Below are 16510 nucleotides of genomic sequence, written 5' to 3'. Positions count from 1 at the left end.
GAACCGCACCCGCCGCCGGACGCGTTGCTCGTCGAAGTGTTGCTAGTGGGAGACCGGAACGTAACGCTTGATGGAAGCTTCCAGCTCAGCTTCGGCTGCGGCGCGGTCGGCCCAGCCTTCAGCCTTGACCCATTTGCCGGGCTCAAGGTCCTTGTAACGGGTGAAGAAGTGCTCGATTTCCTTGATCAGGAATTCGCTGACATCGGTGATTTCCTGGATGTGGTCGAAACGCGGGTCGGCCGGAACGCAGAGAACCTTGGCGTCTCCGCCGCCGTCGTCGGTCATGTTGAAAACGCCGATGGGCCGGGATTCAACGATGACGCCGGGGTAGAGGTCGAAGTCCTGCAGGAGGACCAGTGCGTCCAGCGGGTCGCCGTCCTCGCCAAGGGTGTTCTCGAAGAACCCGTAGTGCGTGGGGTACTGCATGGAGGTGAACAGGACGCGGTCCAGGCGGACGCGGCCGGTCTCGTGGTCAACTTCGTACTTGACGCGCGACCCCTTGGGGATCTCGATCGTGACGTCGTGCTTCATGGAATGCTCCTTGACGGTATTGGCATGGGCGCGGCAACAGAGCAGCCGACGCCGCCGACTACTATTGAGGATATAGCGAGAGGCCCAAGTTTCTTGAAACGGTGGGGACATTCAAGACTTTGAGGACTAAAGCTGCATGAAGGGCGTTGACGAGGCGGGGGCTGAAAAGCAGGCTCCGGAACAGCAGGAGACTCCCGTTCTCAGACCCAGGAAGCCCAGACCCGCGAAGCCTGCGTCGAAGGGCGTCGTCCGCTTTCTGCCGCTGGTCTTGTTGACTTTGGTCATTGCGGCATTGGCGGTGCCGATGGGCGTCGGAGTCGCACCCGGATTCTTCGGTCCCGGCTCTTTCGGGGCCGCCGGTACGCCCGCACCCAAGGTGCCGGCCTGGCAACAGGTCCCCAAGCAGTTGAGCCGCACCCAGGTCGTTGCCCCCTTGGACGCTTCCGCCCCGGTCCCGCTGCCGGCCGATGTCACAAGCCAGCTCAACACCCTCCTGACCCCCGACGGCGGGGGAGACTTCACCGGCGTCGTAGAGGATGCGTTGACCGGGCTTCCGCTTTACGATCGCGACGGCGCCAAGAACCGGGTGCCGGCGTCCAACATGAAACTGCTCACCGCAGTCGCGGCGCTGCGGGCGATCGGGCCGGAGACACGCTTCAGCACGCGGGTCCTGGCTGGACCTTCGGCGTCGACCATCATCCTGAGCGCCGGAGGTGATGTCCTGCTCGGCGACGGACCGTCCCAGCCAAGCGAGGTGCTTGGCCATGCCGGCCTGGAGACCCTCGCGGCGGATGCGGCCAAAGCGCTCCAGGACCGCGGCGTGAAGGGCCCGGTCACCGTGCAATTGGACGATGGACTATTCACCGGTCCGGCTTTGAATCCGGCGTGGAGCCTCGACGACGTCGCTGCGGGCGAAACCGCGCCAATCTTTCCGCTCGCCTTGAACTCCGCCCGGACAAGCCCGGGTGCGACCACCGGTCCGCGTCCGCAAGACGCCGCGCTCACTGCCGCCGCGGCTTTCGCCGGGAAGCTCCAAGCCGCGGGCGCCGCTTCCGGATTCACGGTGGTCCCCGGTGTGGAACGCGCCACCGTTCCAGCCGGAAAGCAGGACGTCCTCGCGAGCGTGGTGTCTGCCACGGTCCGTGAGCAAGTGGACTTGATGCTGGAAACCTCGGACAACTACCTTGCCGAGGTATTCGGCCGGATGGCCGCTCTGTCCGCGGGAAAGCCGGGATCGAACGACGGCGCGACGGCGGCCGTGAGCGCCCAGGTGGCGGAACTGGGGATCGCCACGGATTCCATGCACTTGGCGGACGTGTCCGGCCTTGCTTTGGGCAACCAGGTGTCGGCACGGCAGTTCGCGGATGTGGTGCGGGCGATTACCTCGGGACCGGACACTCGTCTCCGTGCCGCCCTCGCCGGGTTCCCGGTGGCCGGGCTGACCGGGACGCTCGGCGACCGCTACGCTGACGCCACCACCTCCCAAGGGGCAGGACTGGTGCGGGCCAAGACCGGCACCTTGAATTCGGTGATCGCTTTGAGCGGCTACGTGGTGGACGCGAACGGCCGTCTTCTGGTCTTTTCCTTTCTCGGCAACGGGCTGACGCCGGGCGCGGCGGGGAACAAGGTAGCGCTTGACCGGTCCGCCACGGCACTCGCGTCATGTGGTTGCCGGGCCGGCTGACGTTCGCCGCTGCCTGACGTTCGCCGCTGAGCGAACTTAAGGGTGCAGATTCAGACTGTTGTGTTCTGATGGTTCGTATGGAGTCTCAGCAGCAAGCCCAGTCCCTCATCAACTGGGAGCTGGCCGCCTCCACGGCCGCCCGGCTCGCTCCCCCCGGCCCGGTACTTAGTCCGGCCCAGATCGGCAAAGCCGTGGACAGCCTGCGTTTCAGCGCGGACATCTCGGTACCGCATGTGCATGACATCACCGGTTTGGAAGCCGCACGCGATCTCCGCGATTCCCATGTGCTGGTAGTTGACCGGGCGTCGTGGGCAAAGGCCAACACCCAAAGTTTTGCCGTGATGCTCCAGCCGGCCCTTAAGCAAATGCTGGATTCCCGGCGGGGCCCGGCGATGACACCGGCCGCGGCGGCCGCGAGCGGCGCCATCACCGGCAGCCAGCTCGGGGCTGTGCTTGCCTTCTTGTCGAGCAAAGTCCTGGGCCAGTACGATCCCTTCGCCGCGCTCGCCCCGGACTCGAAAGCGCCGCCTGCCGGCCGGCTCCTGCTGGTGGCTCCGAACATCATCTCCGTGGAGCGCGATCTCAACGTCGATCCTGACGATTTCCGGCTCTGGGTCTGCCTTCACGAGCAGACCCACCGGGTGCAGTTCGCCGCCGCACCCTGGCTCCGGACCCACATGCTCGAGGAGATCGAACGCCTGAGCGCCAATCTCATCGGCAATGTGGACTCCATCATGGACCGCGCCACGGCCGCCGCCCGGTCCCTGCGCGACCGCTCCACCGGTGCCGTGCCCGGCCGCGGAGCCATCCTGGACCTGCTCCAAAACCCCGAGGAAAAGGCTTCGCTTTCGCACCTCACAGCCGTCATGAGCTTGCTGGAAGGCCACGCCAACGTGGTGATGGACGCCGTTGATTCCACCCTGATCCCTTCGGTGAAGACCATCCGGCAGCGCTTCAACGCGCGGGGCAAGGACCGCGGAATGATCGAGAAATTCATCCGCAACATCCTCGGCCTGGACGCCAAGATGCGCCAGTACAGCGACGGTGCCAAGTTCGTCCGCGAAGTGGTTGCGGTGGCCGGCATGGAGGGCCTGAACCGGGTCTGGGAATCGGCCGAAAAACTGCCCACCGAAGCCGAAATCCACGACTCCAAGCTGTGGCTTGAGCGGATGGGGCTGTGACCGCAGGTACCACACAGGGCCCCGGCGCAAGCAGTAGAAACTCACCAAGCAGTGGAAGCGCACCAAGCAGCGGACGACGGCGTCCCGGGCGTTTGGCGCCGGTTGTCGGCAAAGCACGGAATATGTTGCAGGACGCACTGGCCTCCGCGGGCTATCCCGAACGAATCCTGGTGGCATGCAGCGGCGGGCCGGACTCCTTGGCGCTTGCCTCAGTGGCGGCCTATTTTGCCCGTCGAGGCCATGTGCACGGCCGCCCCGTGAGCGTAGCCGCCGTGGTGGTCGACCACCAGCTGCAGGAAGGCTCGGCTGAGGTCGCCGCACGAACCGTGTCGATCCTGGGGGGGCTGGGACTCTCGCCCGTCCAGCTGCGGACCGTGGAGGTCGCCGCTACCGGGTTCGGCCCCGAGGCTGCGGCCCGGGACGCCCGGCACGCAGCCCTCGAAGCGGCGGCCACCGAACTCGATTGTGGAGCAATCCTGCTGGGGCACACCCTGGACGACCAGGCCGAGCAGGTCCTGCTGGGCCTGGCCCGGGGCTCGGGAACCCGTTCCCTCGCCGGGATGCGGCCAGCCCGCGGCAAACTCCTTCGTCCCTTCCTCGGGCTTCGCCGCGCAGAAACGCTCGAAATCTGCGAGGTCGAGGAACTCGAAACCTGGCACGATCCCAGTAACGCTGACCCTGCTTTCGCCCGCTCGCGGACCAGGGTTGAGGTGATGCCTTTGCTTGAGGACAAGCTGGGGCCCGGTGTTGCCGAATCACTCGCCCGCACCGCCGCGATCCTCCAGCAGGATGCCGACTTCCTGGAGCAGCTTGCCGCAGAGAGCTATGCACGCCTCGTCAACCGGACCGACGACGGGGTCTGGCTTCCCGAAGACGCCTTGAGGGAATTGTCCCCCGCGCTGAGGTTCCGGGTGATTGCCAAAGCGGCGGCCGACGTCGGGGGCCAACAGCCCGGCTACGGGCGGCTTCAGGCGGCCGAAGCCTTGCTGCGCCGGCAGGGATCTGCGGGTCCCGTGCAGCTTCCCGGAAGCGTCAGCGCCTACCGCGTATCCCTGAGCGAATTGGAGCGGGAGGCCTCAGCCGGGGGAACTGCCGTTCCCCGCGAAGGCGGCGGCTGTGGGAAGCTAGTATTCCGGCATCAAAGATCGCCCCAACAGTAGCCGCACCCACGCATCAACACAGGAGCCATTGGTGGATTCAAACGACGTCCAGGCAGACCTCAAACACGTTCTCTACACCAAGGAGCAGATCCAGCAACGGATCGCCGAACTTGCTGCACAGATTGACAAGGACTACGAGGGCCGTGAGCTGCTGATCGTCGGCGTGCTCAAGGGTGCCGTCATGGTCATGGCAGACCTCGCGCGTGCGCTGCACAGCCACGTCAGCATGGACTGGATGGCAGTGTCCTCATACGGCTCCGGTACCCAGTCATCCGGCGTCGTGCGCATCCTCAAGGACCTTGATACCGACCTCATGGGCAAGGATGTCCTGATTGTCGAAGACATTATCGATTCCGGCCTGACCCTCTCCTGGCTCAAGACCAACCTCGAGTCGCGAGGCACTGCTTCCGTGGAAATCTGCACGGCTTTCCGCAAGCCAACGGCTGCGAAGGTCGAGATCGACGTGAAGTATGTCGGCTATGACATTCCCAACGAATTCGTCGTCGGCTACGGCCTCGATTACGCCGAGAAATACCGCAACTTGGACTTTGTGGGAACCCTCGCCCCGCACGTTTACGAGTAACTCCTCTCGCAGCGAACCACCGCGGCATGGTTCGCGGAGTGAAAGCGGCCTCCTGTTCGGGAGGCCGCTTCTCGTTGTGCAGTGATGCGGGGCTCCTGAAAGAACCATGGATTTCCCCCGAGAGTTTCCGGAATTCCGCGATCATGTACGCCTAGAGGGAACTTTTGCCTCTCACTGTGCGTGAATCACTCCGAACGGTGTAAAGCTAGAAACTGACGCAGCACCACACGCGCGCAGAAGCTGCGCCGTGCAGCACTACCAGGAGGGACGGGGCGGAGCCCCCGAACAGATGAAAGCTAAGAGTTTCTTCAAGGGCCCGGGCATCTGGATTGTTGTCGTAGTCGGCTTGCTCCTGGTGGCATTTGCAACCCTTGCCCCCGGCGGATCCACCCGTATCGACACCGACAAGGGCCTCGCGATCCTCGCGCAGAGCGGCAAGGTGGACCAGGCCAAAATCTACGATGCCGAGAACCGCGTTGACCTGACGCTGAAAGACAACCTCGTCATCGATGGCCAGGACAAGGGTAAAAACGTCCAGTTCTTCTACGTCACCGCGCGGGCCGGGGATGTCGTCAAGGCCGTCACCAACGCCCAACCATCCGGTGGCTTCACGGACCAGCCCGTCGAGAACAACTGGTTCTCCGGACTGTTCTCGCTCCTCATCCCCGTCCTCCTGCTGGGTGTGCTTTTCTGGTTCCTGCTTTCGCGCATGCAAGGCGGCGGTTCCAAGGTGATGCAGTTCGGCAAGTCGAAGGCCAAGCTGGTCAACAAGGACATGCCGCAGGTCACCTTCTCGGATGTCGCCGGTGCGGACGAAGCCGTCGAGGAGCTCCAGGAAATCAAGGAATTCCTCGCGGAACCGGCAAAGTTCCAGGCCGTCGGCGCGAAGATCCCCAAGGGCGTGCTCTTGTACGGACCTCCGGGCACAGGCAAGACACTCCTGGCCCGCGCCGTCGCAGGCGAGGCCGGAGTCCCGTTCTTCTCCATTTCCGGCTCGGACTTCGTCGAAATGTTCGTTGGCGTCGGCGCTTCCCGCGTCCGCGACCTCTTCGAGCAAGCCAAGGCAAATGCGCCTGCCATCATTTTCGTTGACGAGATCGACGCCGTCGGACGTCACCGTGGCGCGGGTATCGGCGGTGGCAACGACGAGCGCGAGCAGACCCTCAACCAGCTCCTTGTCGAGATGGACGGCTTCGACGTCAAGACCAACGTCATCCTGATCGCTGCAACCAACCGTCCGGACGTCCTGGACCCTGCCCTGCTCCGTCCCGGTCGCTTCGACCGCCAGATCACTGTTGAAGCACCGGACCTGATAGGTCGCGAACAGATCCTGAATGTCCACGCCAAGGGCAAGCCCATGGCCCACGGCGTCGACCTCAAGGGCGTCGCGAAGAAGACCCCGGGCTACACGGGTGCCGACCTCGCCAATGTGCTCAACGAGGCCGCCCTCCTGACGGCAAGGTCCAATGCAAACCTGATTGACGACCGCGCCCTGGACGAGGCAATCGACCGTGTCATGGCCGGCCCGCAGAAGCGCAGCCGCGTCATGAAGGAAATGGAGCGCAAGATCACCGCCTACCACGAAGGCGGCCACGCCCTGGTGGCGGCAGCATTGCGCAATTCGGCCCCTGTCACGAAGATCACCATCCTGCCCCGAGGCCGCGCACTCGGCTACACGATGGTTGTCCCCGAGGACGACAAGTACTCGATCACGCGCAACGAACTCCTCGACCAGATGGCCTACGCCATGGGTGGCCGCGTCGCAGAGGAAATCGTCTTCCACGACCCCTCCACGGGCGCCTCGAACGATATCGAAAAGGCCACCGGAACCGCGCGCAAGATGGTGACCCAGTTCGGCATGAGCGAGCGCATCGGCGCAGTGAAGCTTGGCGCCGGAGGCGGCGAGCCGTTCCTGGGCCGGGACATGGCACAGGAACGCAACTACTCGGACTCAGTGGCGTACATCGTTGACGAGGAAGTGCGCCGCCTGATCGATCAGGCCCATGACGAGGCCTATGCGATCCTGACCGAGAACCGGGATGTCCTGGATCAGTTGGCCCTCGAACTGCTTGAGCGTGAAACGCTGAACCAGGCCGAGATCGCCTACATCTTCCGCGACATCCGCAAGCGTGACTTCCGCGAGGTGTGGCTCTCCAAGGAGTCCCGTCCGGTCCAGACCATCCCGCCGGTGGAATCCCGCGCAGAGAAGGCTGAACGCGAAGCACAGGAAGAGGCCAAGGCCGCGCGTCTCGAAGAGCCTTTGGACGCTCAGTCCCCGCACCCGCAGGGAGTCGGCAGCCAGGAGTCATTCACCGGCCAGGGACCTGACGCGGGCACCGACGTTTCGCATCAAGGCTAAGCTTTCTGCTGTGACTCACATCGACGACGACGACTTCAGCGGTGCCGCCAGTGATGACTTCGGCGGCACCTCCGGGGGAAAATCAGGCGGCCACGGCCACGGACACCACTCATATAAGGTCGACCGGCCACGCATCGAGGCGGCCGTCCGCGAGATCCTCATTGCCGTGGGCGAGGACCCGGACCGTGGCGGACTGGTGGATACGCCAAAGCGCGTCGCCAAGGCCTACGCCGAGGTCTTCGCGGGCCTGCACCAGGATCCCGAGCATGTTCTGTCCACCACGTTCGACCTCGACCATGAGGAACTCGTGCTGGTCAAGGACATCCCGTTCTATTCCACGTGCGAGCACCATTTGGTACCGTTCCACGGCGTCGCGCACGTTGGATACATCCCTTCGCACGATGGGAAAGTGACGGGGCTGAGCAAGCTGGCCCGTCTCGTGGACATTTATGCCCGCCGTCCCCAGGTGCAGGAACGCCTCACCACCCAGATCGTCGAAGCGCTCGTGACCTACCTCAAGCCCCGGGGCGCGATCGTGGTCGTCGAATGCGAACACATGTGCATGTCCATGCGCGGCATCCGCAAGCCCGGCGCCAAGACCGTCACCAGCGCAGTGCGCGGGCAACTTCATGACCCGGCCACCCGCGCCGAAGCCATGAGCCTCATACTCGGAAGGTAACAAAGACCATGGATTCCCTCGCAGCCGCACCAGGAACGGGCCCGGCTACCAGCCCCCTGCCCATTCTCCGCAAACCCCGTCCAGCCGCCCGCTTTGCGGACCTGCCGGCCGACCGCACGCTTGTCATGGGAATTCTGAACGTCACGCCGGATTCATTCAGCGACGGCGGCAAGCACCCCACGGCGGACACCGCCATCGCCCACGCTTTGCGCATGTTGTACGCGGGAGCGGACATCATCGACGTCGGTGGCGAATCGACCCGTCCGGGCGCCGAACCCGTCTCCCCGGAAGAAGAGCAACGCCGGGTCTTGCCGGTGATCCAGGCACTCGTGAAGGCAGGGGCGCTCATCAGCATCGACACGACGCACGCGTCGACGGCCGCTGCGGCTGTGGAGGCCGGTGCCGCGATCATCAATGACGTGTCCGGGCTGAGCCTCGAACCTGAGATGGCCGAACTCGTCGCACGTACCAAGGTGCCCTATGTCCTGACGCATCGCCGGGGCGACGCCGAGACCATGAACAGCCTTGCCGACTACGGCAATGTCGTGGAGGAAGTCATCGAGGAGCTCAAGGGCGTCCGGGACAAGCTCTACGCGGCAGGCGTCACGGCGGAGCAAATCATTGTGGATCCCGGCTTGGGCTTCTCCAAGGACGAGGACCAGAACTGGCAACTCCTCAAGTACATCGGCAAGCTGGATGAGCTTGGCCACAAGGTCCTGATCGGCGCTTCCCGCAAGCGATTCCTCGGGACGCTCCTGACAGTGGCCGGCAAGGCGGCAGCTCCCGAGGAGCGGGACCATGCAACCGCTGCCATCACGGCTATCAGCGCCGCGAACGGCGCCTGGGCTGTGCGCGTCCACGACGTCGGCCCCAGCCTTGACGCCGTCAAGGTTGCCGCGCGCATCAGACACTAAGTTTCGTGAACAAAGGGGGAGGAACCGGTTTGGACAGGATCACACTGACCGGAGTGACCGCCGTCGGGCATCACGGCGTCTTCGACTTCGAGCGCCGGGACGGACAGCCGTTCGTCGTCGACGCTGTGCTGTACACCGATTTCAGCAAGGCCGCGGAAACGGATGACCTGCAGTTCACGGCTCACTACGGTGAAGTGGCCGAGTACATTACGTCACTCATTTCGGGCGAGCCGCTCAACCTTATCGAGGCCCTCGCGGTGCGGATCGCCGAGGGGATTCTGGCGGGCTTCAACGTCGCCGCCGTCGATGTCACGGTCCACAAACCCAAAGCTCCCATCGAAGTGCCCTTCGGTGACGTCACTGTCAGTGTCCACAGGGAGCGTGCATGAGTTCCGGTTTCACGAAAGCCATCCTGGCCCTCGGCAGTAACCTGGGCGAGCGGAACGACACCCTGTCCACCGCCGTTGCCGACCTCGTTGATCGCCCGGAAATCCGCCTGCTCGGTGTCTCTCCCGTGGTGCAGACCAAAGCCGTGGGCGGGCCCGTGGGGCAACCGGATTTCCTCAACATGGTGATCGCCGTTGAGACCACCCTTGCGCCGCTGGAACTCTTGCAGCACTGCCACGACGTCGAACAAATGCACCACCGGGTCCGCGAGGTCCGCTGGGGCCCCCGCACATTGGACGTGGACATCATCGTCTACGGCGAACTCACGAGCGACGACGAAACGCTGACCCTGCCTCATCCGCGTGCTGCGGAGCGTGCCTTCGTGCTCTATCCATGGGCCCTCCTGGACCCTGCAGCGCGGCTCAACGGTGAAAGCGTCGCCGAGCTGGCCGCCAAGGCAGAGGACTTTCCCGGGCTTCGGCCTTTTGACGGGTTCGACGGATCCGGCAGCGTCGCTGCCGCGGGAGCGGTGGAATAGTCCATGAAGGCCATGCGTCCGCTTTTGTTGGCGATCATCGCCGTCGTTCTTGCCGCAATTGGTTGGGTGACCACCGTGCTCACCACGCGCTACAGCATGGCTACGCCTGTGCTTCCTCCGTCCGCGTTGGTGACCATGGGCTTCATCGCCGTGCTCACCTTGATCATGGGCATCCGGGTCCTGCGATGGCGCAACGGCAAGAAGAAGACCATGCTCAACCCCATCCTGGCCGCGCGAACCCTGATCCTGGCCCAGGCCTGCGCCTATGCGGGCACGGTACTGCTGGGTTGGCATGTGGGAATCGTGATAGAGCAACTCCGACTCTGGAGCCTCCGCAGCGACCAAGGCATCTTGTGGCTCGCGCTCATCATGGGCGGTGGCGGGCTCATCATGACCGTCGTGGGGCTCGTGGTGGAGCGGTTCTGCCGAATCCCTCCGGAAGACCTGGAAGGCGGCCCGGGCGTCAGGGATTCACGCCGTGGCGAAGCCAAGGGCGAAGGCGAATATGCATACCGCGGCGATTGATCCTCCAGGCATCCAGTGGCTGCGCATATCGCCGAAATACGTGACGGTGCGGCTCGTCGAGTGGGCCATCCGCAACGTGATCACGATCGGCCTGTTCAGCCTGCCCTTGCTCTTCGTGGAATTGGGATGGTGGAAGTGGCCACCGCTGTGGCTAGCCGTCGCCGTTCCCGCGGCCTTTCTGCTGCTTGCCCTGTGGCGGCTCGTGTTGATCCCGAGGCAGGTCAGGGCCATCGGCTATGCGGAACGCGACGACGATCTGTTGATCCGCCGCGGCATCTTCTTCCAGCGGACCATGGTGGTTCCCTACGGCCGGATGCAGTTCGTCGATGTAACGGTTGGACCCGTCGAGCGGCTCTTGGGGCTGTGCACCCTCAAACTCCACACTGCCTCGGCTGGAACCAACGCCCACCTGCCTGGACTTCCCGCCGCTGAAGGCGCACGGCTGCGCGAGCAGCTTTCGGCCCGCGGCGAAGCGAGGCTGGCCGGGCTGTGACGCAGGAACAGACCGTCGTCGACGGCGACTGGCACCGCGTCCACCCGGCGTCGCCCTTCGTGCGGGGATGGGTTGCGCTTGTGGCGATCGTTTATTTCTTCGGCCGCGATTCCTTTGAACGGGCCCTCCAAGGCCGCGGGACCATTGGCGACAACTTCAACGAACGCACGCTTTGGCTTCTGGCCGGGGGCGGCGTCGTGCTGTTGCTGGCTTTGGGGTCCTTCGTCCTCAGCTGGTATTTCACCCGGTACCAGCTTGCCGAAGGCTATGTCCGAGTCAATACCGGATTCCTGTTCAAACAGCAGCGCCAGGCGCGGCTTGACCGCGTCCAGGCCATCGACATCGTGCAGCCCCTGCTTGCCCGTATTTTCGGTCTCGCGGAGCTGAAGTTCGAGGTGGCCGACGCCGGCCACTCGGCGGTGCGGCTCTCCTACCTCAGGCTCGCGCAGGCCAAACAGCTCCGTGCCACCATCCTGGGCCGGGCCGCCGGTATTGCTGACGGGAGCGAAACGGTCGAGGTGCCCGAGGCGCCCGAACAGGTGGTGCTCTACGTGCCGCCTGGAAGGCTTGTCGGTTCGCTGATCCTGAGCGAGCAAAGCCTCTTCATTGTGCTCAGCGCCATCGCGTCGGTGCTGGTTTCAGTGCTGACCGAGTCCCGGGCCTTCATCCTCTACCTGATACCAGCAATCCTCGGCTTGGGGACCGCCTACTGGCGCTCGTTCAACACGGGCTACAACTTTACGGCGGCAATTTCCCCGGACGGCATCCGTGTGCGCTACGGACTCCTGGATACCCGGGCCCAGACCGTGCCTCCCGGCCGTATCCAGGCCCTCAAGGTCACGCAGCCGCCGTTGTGGCGCATTCTCGGCTGGTATCGGATCCATGTGAACGTTGCCGGCTACGGTGAACACCACCGCAGCGAAGGCGAGCACCGGACCATGCTGCTTCCCGTCGGCCGGAAGCCTGAAGTGATGATGATGCTCTCGCTCGTCCTGCCCGATCCCGGTATCGCGGATCCTGAGCGGGTGTTCACAGCCGGGTTGACCGGCCTGGATTCCGGCGCCGGCTTTGTCACCACTCCCAAGCGTGCCTGGATTCTTTCCCCGCTGGGCTGGCGACGCAACGGCTTCCTCTCAACGGACACGGCCCTGCTGCTGCGCTCCGGCCGCTTGTGGCGGAAGTTGGTGATGGTCCCGCATCAACGAACCCAGTCGATCGCCCTCCACCAAGGTCCGTTGGCCCGGCTGTTCGGCGTTGCCGACCTCGTGTTGCATACGACGCCAGGGCCGGTGGCGCCCCGGCTCATCCAGGCAGCCACAGAGGAAGCAGTAGGTTTGTTCGACCAGCAAGCGGCCCGGGCCCGGAAAGCCCGCAAACTGCAGAACCTGGCACAGGACAATTCCGAGCAATGGCTGGCGCAACGTCCGCCCGTGGCGATGCCGGCCCCGGCCCCGCCGACCACGCATGCCATGCAGCACGCACCGACCCAGGAGGAACCCCACCATGGCTAGGCCAGGACGACTCGGCGTAGGAATCATTGGCGCCGGCAAGGTGGGTGCCGTATTGGGTGCGGCCCTGCGCGGGGCCGAGCACGCCGTCGTCGGGGTTTCCGCAGTCTCGGAGGCGAGCCGGGAGCGGGCAGAGACGCTGCTGCCGGGGGTTCCGATCCTCGAAATCCAGGAAATCGTGGAGCGGTCCGAGTTGGTGCTCCTTGCTGTTCCGGACGATGCCCTCGGCGAACTCGTGGCAGGACTGGCCAAGCTCGGAGCATGGCAGCCCGGTCAACTCGTGGCACACACTTCCGGCCGCTTCGGCGTCGGAGTACTGAAGCCGGTCCGCGCGGCAGGTGCCATTCCGCTCGCCCTTCACCCGGCCATGACGTTCACGGGCATGAGCCTGGACCTGACCCGGCTCCTGGACTGCACCTTCGGGGTCACCGCCGACGCAGCGATGTTGCCCATCGCCCAAGCCCTCGTGGTGGAGATGGGTGCCGAACCGGTGGCCATTGCCGAGGCCGATCGCACCCTTTACCACGCAGCCCTCGCGCACAGCTCGAACCACATGGTCACCCTTGTGGCGCAGTCATCCCAACTGCTTCGGGACATCGGCGTCGACGCGCCCGAACGCATGCTCGGCCCGTTGCTCCGCGCCACCTTGGAAAACGCTCTGGCCTCAGGCGAGTCCGCGTTGACCGGGCCCGTGGCCCGCGGGGATGTGGGAACGGTGGCCGCCCATACGGAGGCCCTCAAGGAGTACGACGGCGGTGCCGGCGGCGATGTCCTTGCCGCCTACCGGGCCATGGCCCGCGCCACGGCCCGCCGGGCGGTCAATCGCGGACTGCTAAAGCAGGGCCAGTTTGGCGACATCAACAATGCCTTGGACGGCTCAGGCACGCCGGACAACGGTGAGGACCGTCCAGGCAACGACGCTGCCGGGACGCAGGAAGGAAACTGAGAATGGCCATCAAACTTGTGACCACCGCGGCGGAACTGCGGGCCGAAAGCGTGCGGTTGCTCGCGGAAAAGCGCGGCAGCTCGCAAGGCCTCGTCCCCACGATGGGAGCGCTGCACACCGGGCACGCCGCGCTGGCCCGCACCGCCGTCGAACAGAACGACGTGGTGGTGGTCTCCATCTTCGTGAACCCCCTGCAATTCGGCGAGGCCGCGGACCTCGAACGCTACCCGCGCACGCTCGATGCCGATATGGCCCTCCTGGACGCCGAGGGCGTGGATCTCGTCTTCGCCCCTTCCGTCGATGAGGTTTATCCCGGCGGGGAGCCGTTGGTCCGGGTGACTTCGGGACCGCTGGGCGAGAAATGGGAGGGTGCCTCGCGTCCCGGCCACTTCGACGGCGCCCTCACTGTGGTCGCCAAACTGCTGCACTACGGCCTGCCTGGCGGTCCAGCCGCCGACGGCGGTGCTGCCGCGTACCGCGCGTACTTCGGCCAGAAGGATGCCCAGCAGTTGGCCCTCGTGAGGAGGATGGTGGCCGATCTCAGCTTTCCGGTGGACATCGTGGCCGTGCCGACCGTGCGCAACGCGGAAGGGCTGGCGCTTTCCAGCCGGAACCGATTCCTTTCCGAAGAAGAGCAAGAAGCGGCACTGGTGCTCTCCCGCGCCCTCCGCCTCCTCGAGTCCCGCGCCCTCGCGAACGAACCGCTCGAGCTGGACTCCGCCGTCGCGCTCGTTGAATCCCAGCCCCTCGTGAAGCTGGACTATTTCGACGTCGTCGATCCCCGCACGCTCGAACCGCTCGCCGAAAACTGCAAGGAAACTCCGTTCCGCGGTGAAGGGCTTGCGATCATTGCAGCGAAGGTCGGGCCCGTGCGCTTGATTGACAACGTGCCGCTGAGTTCCTGAACACTCTTAACTTTCGGATGCCCGTACGCAAACGTTTGGATTAAGCTGCTGACGGGAATGCGGTTGAGGCTTAGACTGTTGCAATCTTCACCGGTGCCGAGCACCGGAAACCATCGCACCCAAAGCTGAGGGATCCTCATGTCTACCGACGTCACATCAGACGCGCACGGCAAACCCAGGCCGGAAACGGCGACACAGCAAGCCAGCGACAGGATGTCGCGCGAGTCTGTCACCATCATCGTCACGCTACTAGTGGCCACCTTCGTGGTGATCCTCAACGAGACCATCATGAACGTTGCCTTGCAGCGGCTCATGACGGACCTCAACGTCGACGCACCCACAGTCCAGTGGCTCTCCACCGGATTCATGCTGACCATGGCCGTGGTCATACCCACCACCGGCTTCATCCTTCAGAGGCTCACCACTCGAGCTGCGTTCCTTCTGGCGATCGGACTGTTCAGCACCGGCACCATGCTCGCGGCATTAGCCCCGGGTTTTGGAGTGCTCTTGTTGGCGAGGATCGTCCAAGCGGGCGGCACAGCGATCATGCTCCCGCTGCTGATGACAACCATTTTGACCCTGGTGCCCCTGTCCCGCCGGGGTGCGGTGATGGGTAACGTGACCATCGCAATTTCGGTTGCGCCGGCGCTGGGCCCCACGGTTTCCGGCATCATCCTTGACCACTTCTCGTGGCGATTCATGTTCGTCTTCGTGCTTCCGGTGGCCTTGCTGGCCATGGGCATCGGTGCCAAGTTCCTCACGAACGTTGGCGAGCGAGGCAATGTGAGGCTGGACTTCGTCTCGGTGGTCCTGACCGTTCCTGCGTTCGGCGGGTTGGTCTATGGGCTGAGCCAGATCGGCGGCCACGCGGGAGCAACTGCCGTGCCGATCGTTGCGCTGGTGATCGGTGTCTTGTGCATGGTGGCGTTCGTTTTCCGCCAGCTCAAGTTGCAGAAGTCCGACGCGCCCTTGCTGGACCTCAGGGCATTCAACTTCCGCATGTTCACGGTGTCGGTCCTGCTCATGGTGGTTGCCATGATGGCCCTGTTCGGCGGAGTGATCCTGCTGCCGCTCTACCTCCAGAACGTCCTCCACCTGCAGCCGATGGAGACCGGCCTGGCTCTCCTTCCGGGCGGGTTGGCGATGGGCCTGCTCGGGCCGGTTGTCGGCAGGTTGTTCGACAAGATAGGTCCGCTCCCGCTGACTGTGACAGGTTCCATCCTGCTGGTACTCACGCTGTGGCAGTTCTCGATGCTCACCGCGGATAGCCCCTTGTGGTGGGTCGTGGTCCTGTACGCAGTACTCAGCCTGGGCTTGGCTTTGCTGTTCACGCCGGCGTTTACCACTGGCCTCAACCCGCTCCCGCCCCACCTCTACTCGCATGGCTCGGCCATCATGAGCACGCTGCAGCAGGTGGCGGGAGCCGCAGGGACGGCACTTCTGGTTTCGATCTTCGCCGTGGTCTCGGCCTCGTCCGGCTTTGTCGCCGGGATGCAGGCCGCCTTCCTGACAGCCACTTTGATTGCGGTGCTTGCCGTAGTGCTGTCCACCATGATGCGCAAGACCGAGGGCGCAGCCGGGCACTAGTCCGCTTTGTTTGCTGGCGCGGCGCGTTGTTTGTGACGCACGGCATGTTTGTGGCTTGCGGCCCTAAAGGCTTTCACTCAGGTGGCGCTGGGCCCTAAATCGCCGTGTTGTAGCGGGTTTTGGAGCGCAGGATGGTGGTGCGGGGGTGATTTGCGTGGGGTCTCGGGGGTGTGTAAAGTAGTTCGAGTCGCCGGCGCTGATGCGGAAAAATTGCGACAGACTCCCTTCCAAATGGAAACCAAATTTCTGGTTCGCTTTTGTGCGTTCCGGTGTGGTTTCCCGGGGGTCGCGGATGATGTTTTGTCCGGCGCGGTTCCCGGGATCGGGAGTTGTGCGGAGAGAGCGCGTCTGGTAAGTTTGGGAAGTTGCTCCGGAGCGATCCTGGACCCTGTGGGGTGTGGGTGGTGCCGGGTGTGTCTGTTGTTTGAGAACTCAATAGTGTGCCAAGTTTGTTGATACCGATTTGTTTTTATGAATTGGTTGTTTTGGCTGGTCCTGTTTTATGAATTGGTTGTTTTGGCTGGTCCTGT

Annotated in this window: 16 protein-coding genes; 15 read left to right on the top strand and 1 reads right to left on the bottom strand. The window is 64.2% G+C overall.

The features are described 5' to 3' along the window. Positions 1-42: 42 nt before the first annotated feature. Complete coding sequence (locus AB4074_RS23530) at positions 43-531, bottom strand: inorganic diphosphatase (RefSeq protein ID WP_344789058.1); 489 nt, start codon at positions 529-531, stop codon at positions 43-45. A 136-nt stretch (positions 532-667) separates the two neighbouring features. On the opposite strand from AB4074_RS23530, the gene dacB reads away from it, so the two are divergent. From dacB to AB4074_RS23455, 15 genes are all read left to right on the top strand, one after another. Further along, positions 668-2215: a D-alanyl-D-alanine carboxypeptidase/D-alanyl-D-alanine endopeptidase gene (gene dacB, locus AB4074_RS23525; protein ID WP_441415555.1), complete on the top strand. Its 1548-nt coding sequence runs from the start codon at positions 668-670 to the stop codon at positions 2213-2215. Between the two features lie 77 nt (positions 2216-2292). Beyond that, positions 2293-3396, top strand: a complete 1104-nt coding sequence (locus tag AB4074_RS23520; RefSeq protein WP_441415554.1) for a zinc-dependent metalloprotease — start codon at positions 2293-2295, stop codon at positions 3394-3396. Between the two features lie 122 nt (positions 3397-3518). Then, positions 3519-4556, top strand: coding sequence for a tRNA lysidine(34) synthetase TilS (gene tilS, locus AB4074_RS23515; protein WP_441415553.1), 1038 nt, complete (start codon positions 3519-3521; stop codon positions 4554-4556). A 31-nt stretch (positions 4557-4587) separates the two neighbouring features. After that, entirely contained in the window at positions 4588-5139 is a 552-nt protein-coding gene (gene hpt, locus AB4074_RS23510) for a hypoxanthine phosphoribosyltransferase (RefSeq protein WP_059388924.1), read from the top strand. Between the two features lie 289 nt (positions 5140-5428). Further along, positions 5429-7498 (top strand): ATP-dependent zinc metalloprotease FtsH, encoded by a 2070-nt coding sequence (gene ftsH, locus AB4074_RS23505; protein ID WP_234754894.1) that lies wholly within the window; start codon positions 5429-5431, stop codon positions 7496-7498. 10 nt (positions 7499-7508) lie between these two features. Further along, a complete protein-coding gene (gene folE / locus AB4074_RS23500; RefSeq protein WP_441415552.1) occupies positions 7509-8177 on the top strand; it encodes a GTP cyclohydrolase I FolE in 669 nt (222 codons plus the stop codon). 8 nt (positions 8178-8185) lie between these two features. After that, positions 8186-9091 (top strand): dihydropteroate synthase, encoded by a 906-nt coding sequence (gene folP / locus AB4074_RS23495; RefSeq protein WP_441415551.1) that lies wholly within the window; start codon positions 8186-8188, stop codon positions 9089-9091. Between the two features lie 29 nt (positions 9092-9120). Next, entirely contained in the window at positions 9121-9480 is a 360-nt protein-coding gene (gene folB, locus AB4074_RS23490) for a dihydroneopterin aldolase (protein ID WP_441415550.1), read from the top strand. After that, entirely contained in the window at positions 9477-10016 is a 540-nt protein-coding gene (gene folK / locus AB4074_RS23485) for a 2-amino-4-hydroxy-6-hydroxymethyldihydropteridine diphosphokinase (protein WP_441415549.1), read from the top strand. The genes folB and folK overlap by 4 nt, the downstream gene beginning before the upstream one ends. Before the next feature lie 3 nt (positions 10017-10019). After that, positions 10020-10541 (top strand): DUF3180 domain-containing protein, encoded by a 522-nt coding sequence (locus tag AB4074_RS23480; protein ID WP_441415548.1) that lies wholly within the window; start codon positions 10020-10022, stop codon positions 10539-10541. Next, a complete protein-coding gene (locus AB4074_RS23475) occupies positions 10522-11034 on the top strand; it encodes a PH domain-containing protein (protein ID WP_441415556.1) in 513 nt (170 codons plus the stop codon). The genes AB4074_RS23480 and AB4074_RS23475 overlap by 20 nt, the downstream gene beginning before the upstream one ends. Beyond that, positions 11031-12545 (top strand): PH domain-containing protein, encoded by a 1515-nt coding sequence (locus tag AB4074_RS23470; RefSeq protein WP_441415547.1) that lies wholly within the window; start codon positions 11031-11033, stop codon positions 12543-12545. Before AB4074_RS23475 ends, AB4074_RS23470 begins: the two co-directional genes overlap by 4 nt. Further along, positions 12538-13488, top strand: coding sequence for a Rossmann-like and DUF2520 domain-containing protein (locus tag AB4074_RS23465; protein ID WP_441415546.1), 951 nt, complete (start codon positions 12538-12540; stop codon positions 13486-13488). The genes AB4074_RS23470 and AB4074_RS23465 overlap by 8 nt, the downstream gene beginning before the upstream one ends. Before the next feature lie 2 nt (positions 13489-13490). Beyond that, positions 13491-14393 (top strand): pantoate--beta-alanine ligase, encoded by a 903-nt coding sequence (gene panC, locus AB4074_RS23460; protein ID WP_441415545.1) that lies wholly within the window; start codon positions 13491-13493, stop codon positions 14391-14393. A gap of 138 nt (positions 14394-14531) precedes the next feature. Further along, positions 14532-15980, top strand: coding sequence for a DHA2 family efflux MFS transporter permease subunit (locus AB4074_RS23455; protein ID WP_441415544.1), 1449 nt, complete (start codon positions 14532-14534; stop codon positions 15978-15980). The last annotated feature ends 530 nt before the right edge of the window (positions 15981-16510 follow it).

This window comes from Arthrobacter sp. 2MCAF14 (assembly GCF_052115645.1).
Classification (GTDB): Bacteria; Actinomycetota; Actinomycetes; order Actinomycetales; family Micrococcaceae; genus Arthrobacter.
This window is presented reverse-complemented; position numbering and strand designations above follow the sequence as displayed.

Excerpts from the sequence above, each read along its gene's own strand:
- AB4074_RS23530 (WP_344789058.1), bottom strand. The coding sequence starts at position 531 with ATGAAGCACGACGTCACGATCGAGATCCCCAAGGGGTCGCGCGTCAAG.
- dacB (WP_441415555.1), top strand. The coding sequence starts at position 668 with ATGAAGGGCGTTGACGAGGCGGGGGCTGAAAAGCAGGCTCCGGAACAG.
- AB4074_RS23520 (WP_441415554.1), top strand. The coding sequence starts at position 2,293 with ATGGAGTCTCAGCAGCAAGCCCAGTCCCTCATCAACTGGGAGCTGGCC.
- tilS (WP_441415553.1), top strand. The coding sequence starts at position 3,519 with ATGTTGCAGGACGCACTGGCCTCCGCGGGCTATCCCGAACGAATCCTG.
- ftsH (WP_234754894.1), top strand. The coding sequence starts at position 5,429 with ATGAAAGCTAAGAGTTTCTTCAAGGGCCCGGGCATCTGGATTGTTGTC.
- folP (WP_441415551.1), top strand. The coding sequence starts at position 8,186 with ATGGATTCCCTCGCAGCCGCACCAGGAACGGGCCCGGCTACCAGCCCC.
- folK (WP_441415549.1), top strand. The coding sequence starts at position 9,477 with ATGAGTTCCGGTTTCACGAAAGCCATCCTGGCCCTCGGCAGTAACCTG.
- AB4074_RS23480 (WP_441415548.1), top strand. The coding sequence starts at position 10,020 with ATGAAGGCCATGCGTCCGCTTTTGTTGGCGATCATCGCCGTCGTTCTT.
- AB4074_RS23475 (WP_441415556.1), top strand. The coding sequence starts at position 10,522 with ATGCATACCGCGGCGATTGATCCTCCAGGCATCCAGTGGCTGCGCATA.
- AB4074_RS23465 (WP_441415546.1), top strand. The coding sequence starts at position 12,538 with ATGGCTAGGCCAGGACGACTCGGCGTAGGAATCATTGGCGCCGGCAAG.
- panC (WP_441415545.1), top strand. The coding sequence starts at position 13,491 with ATGGCCATCAAACTTGTGACCACCGCGGCGGAACTGCGGGCCGAAAGC.
- AB4074_RS23455 (WP_441415544.1), top strand. The coding sequence starts at position 14,532 with ATGTCTACCGACGTCACATCAGACGCGCACGGCAAACCCAGGCCGGAA.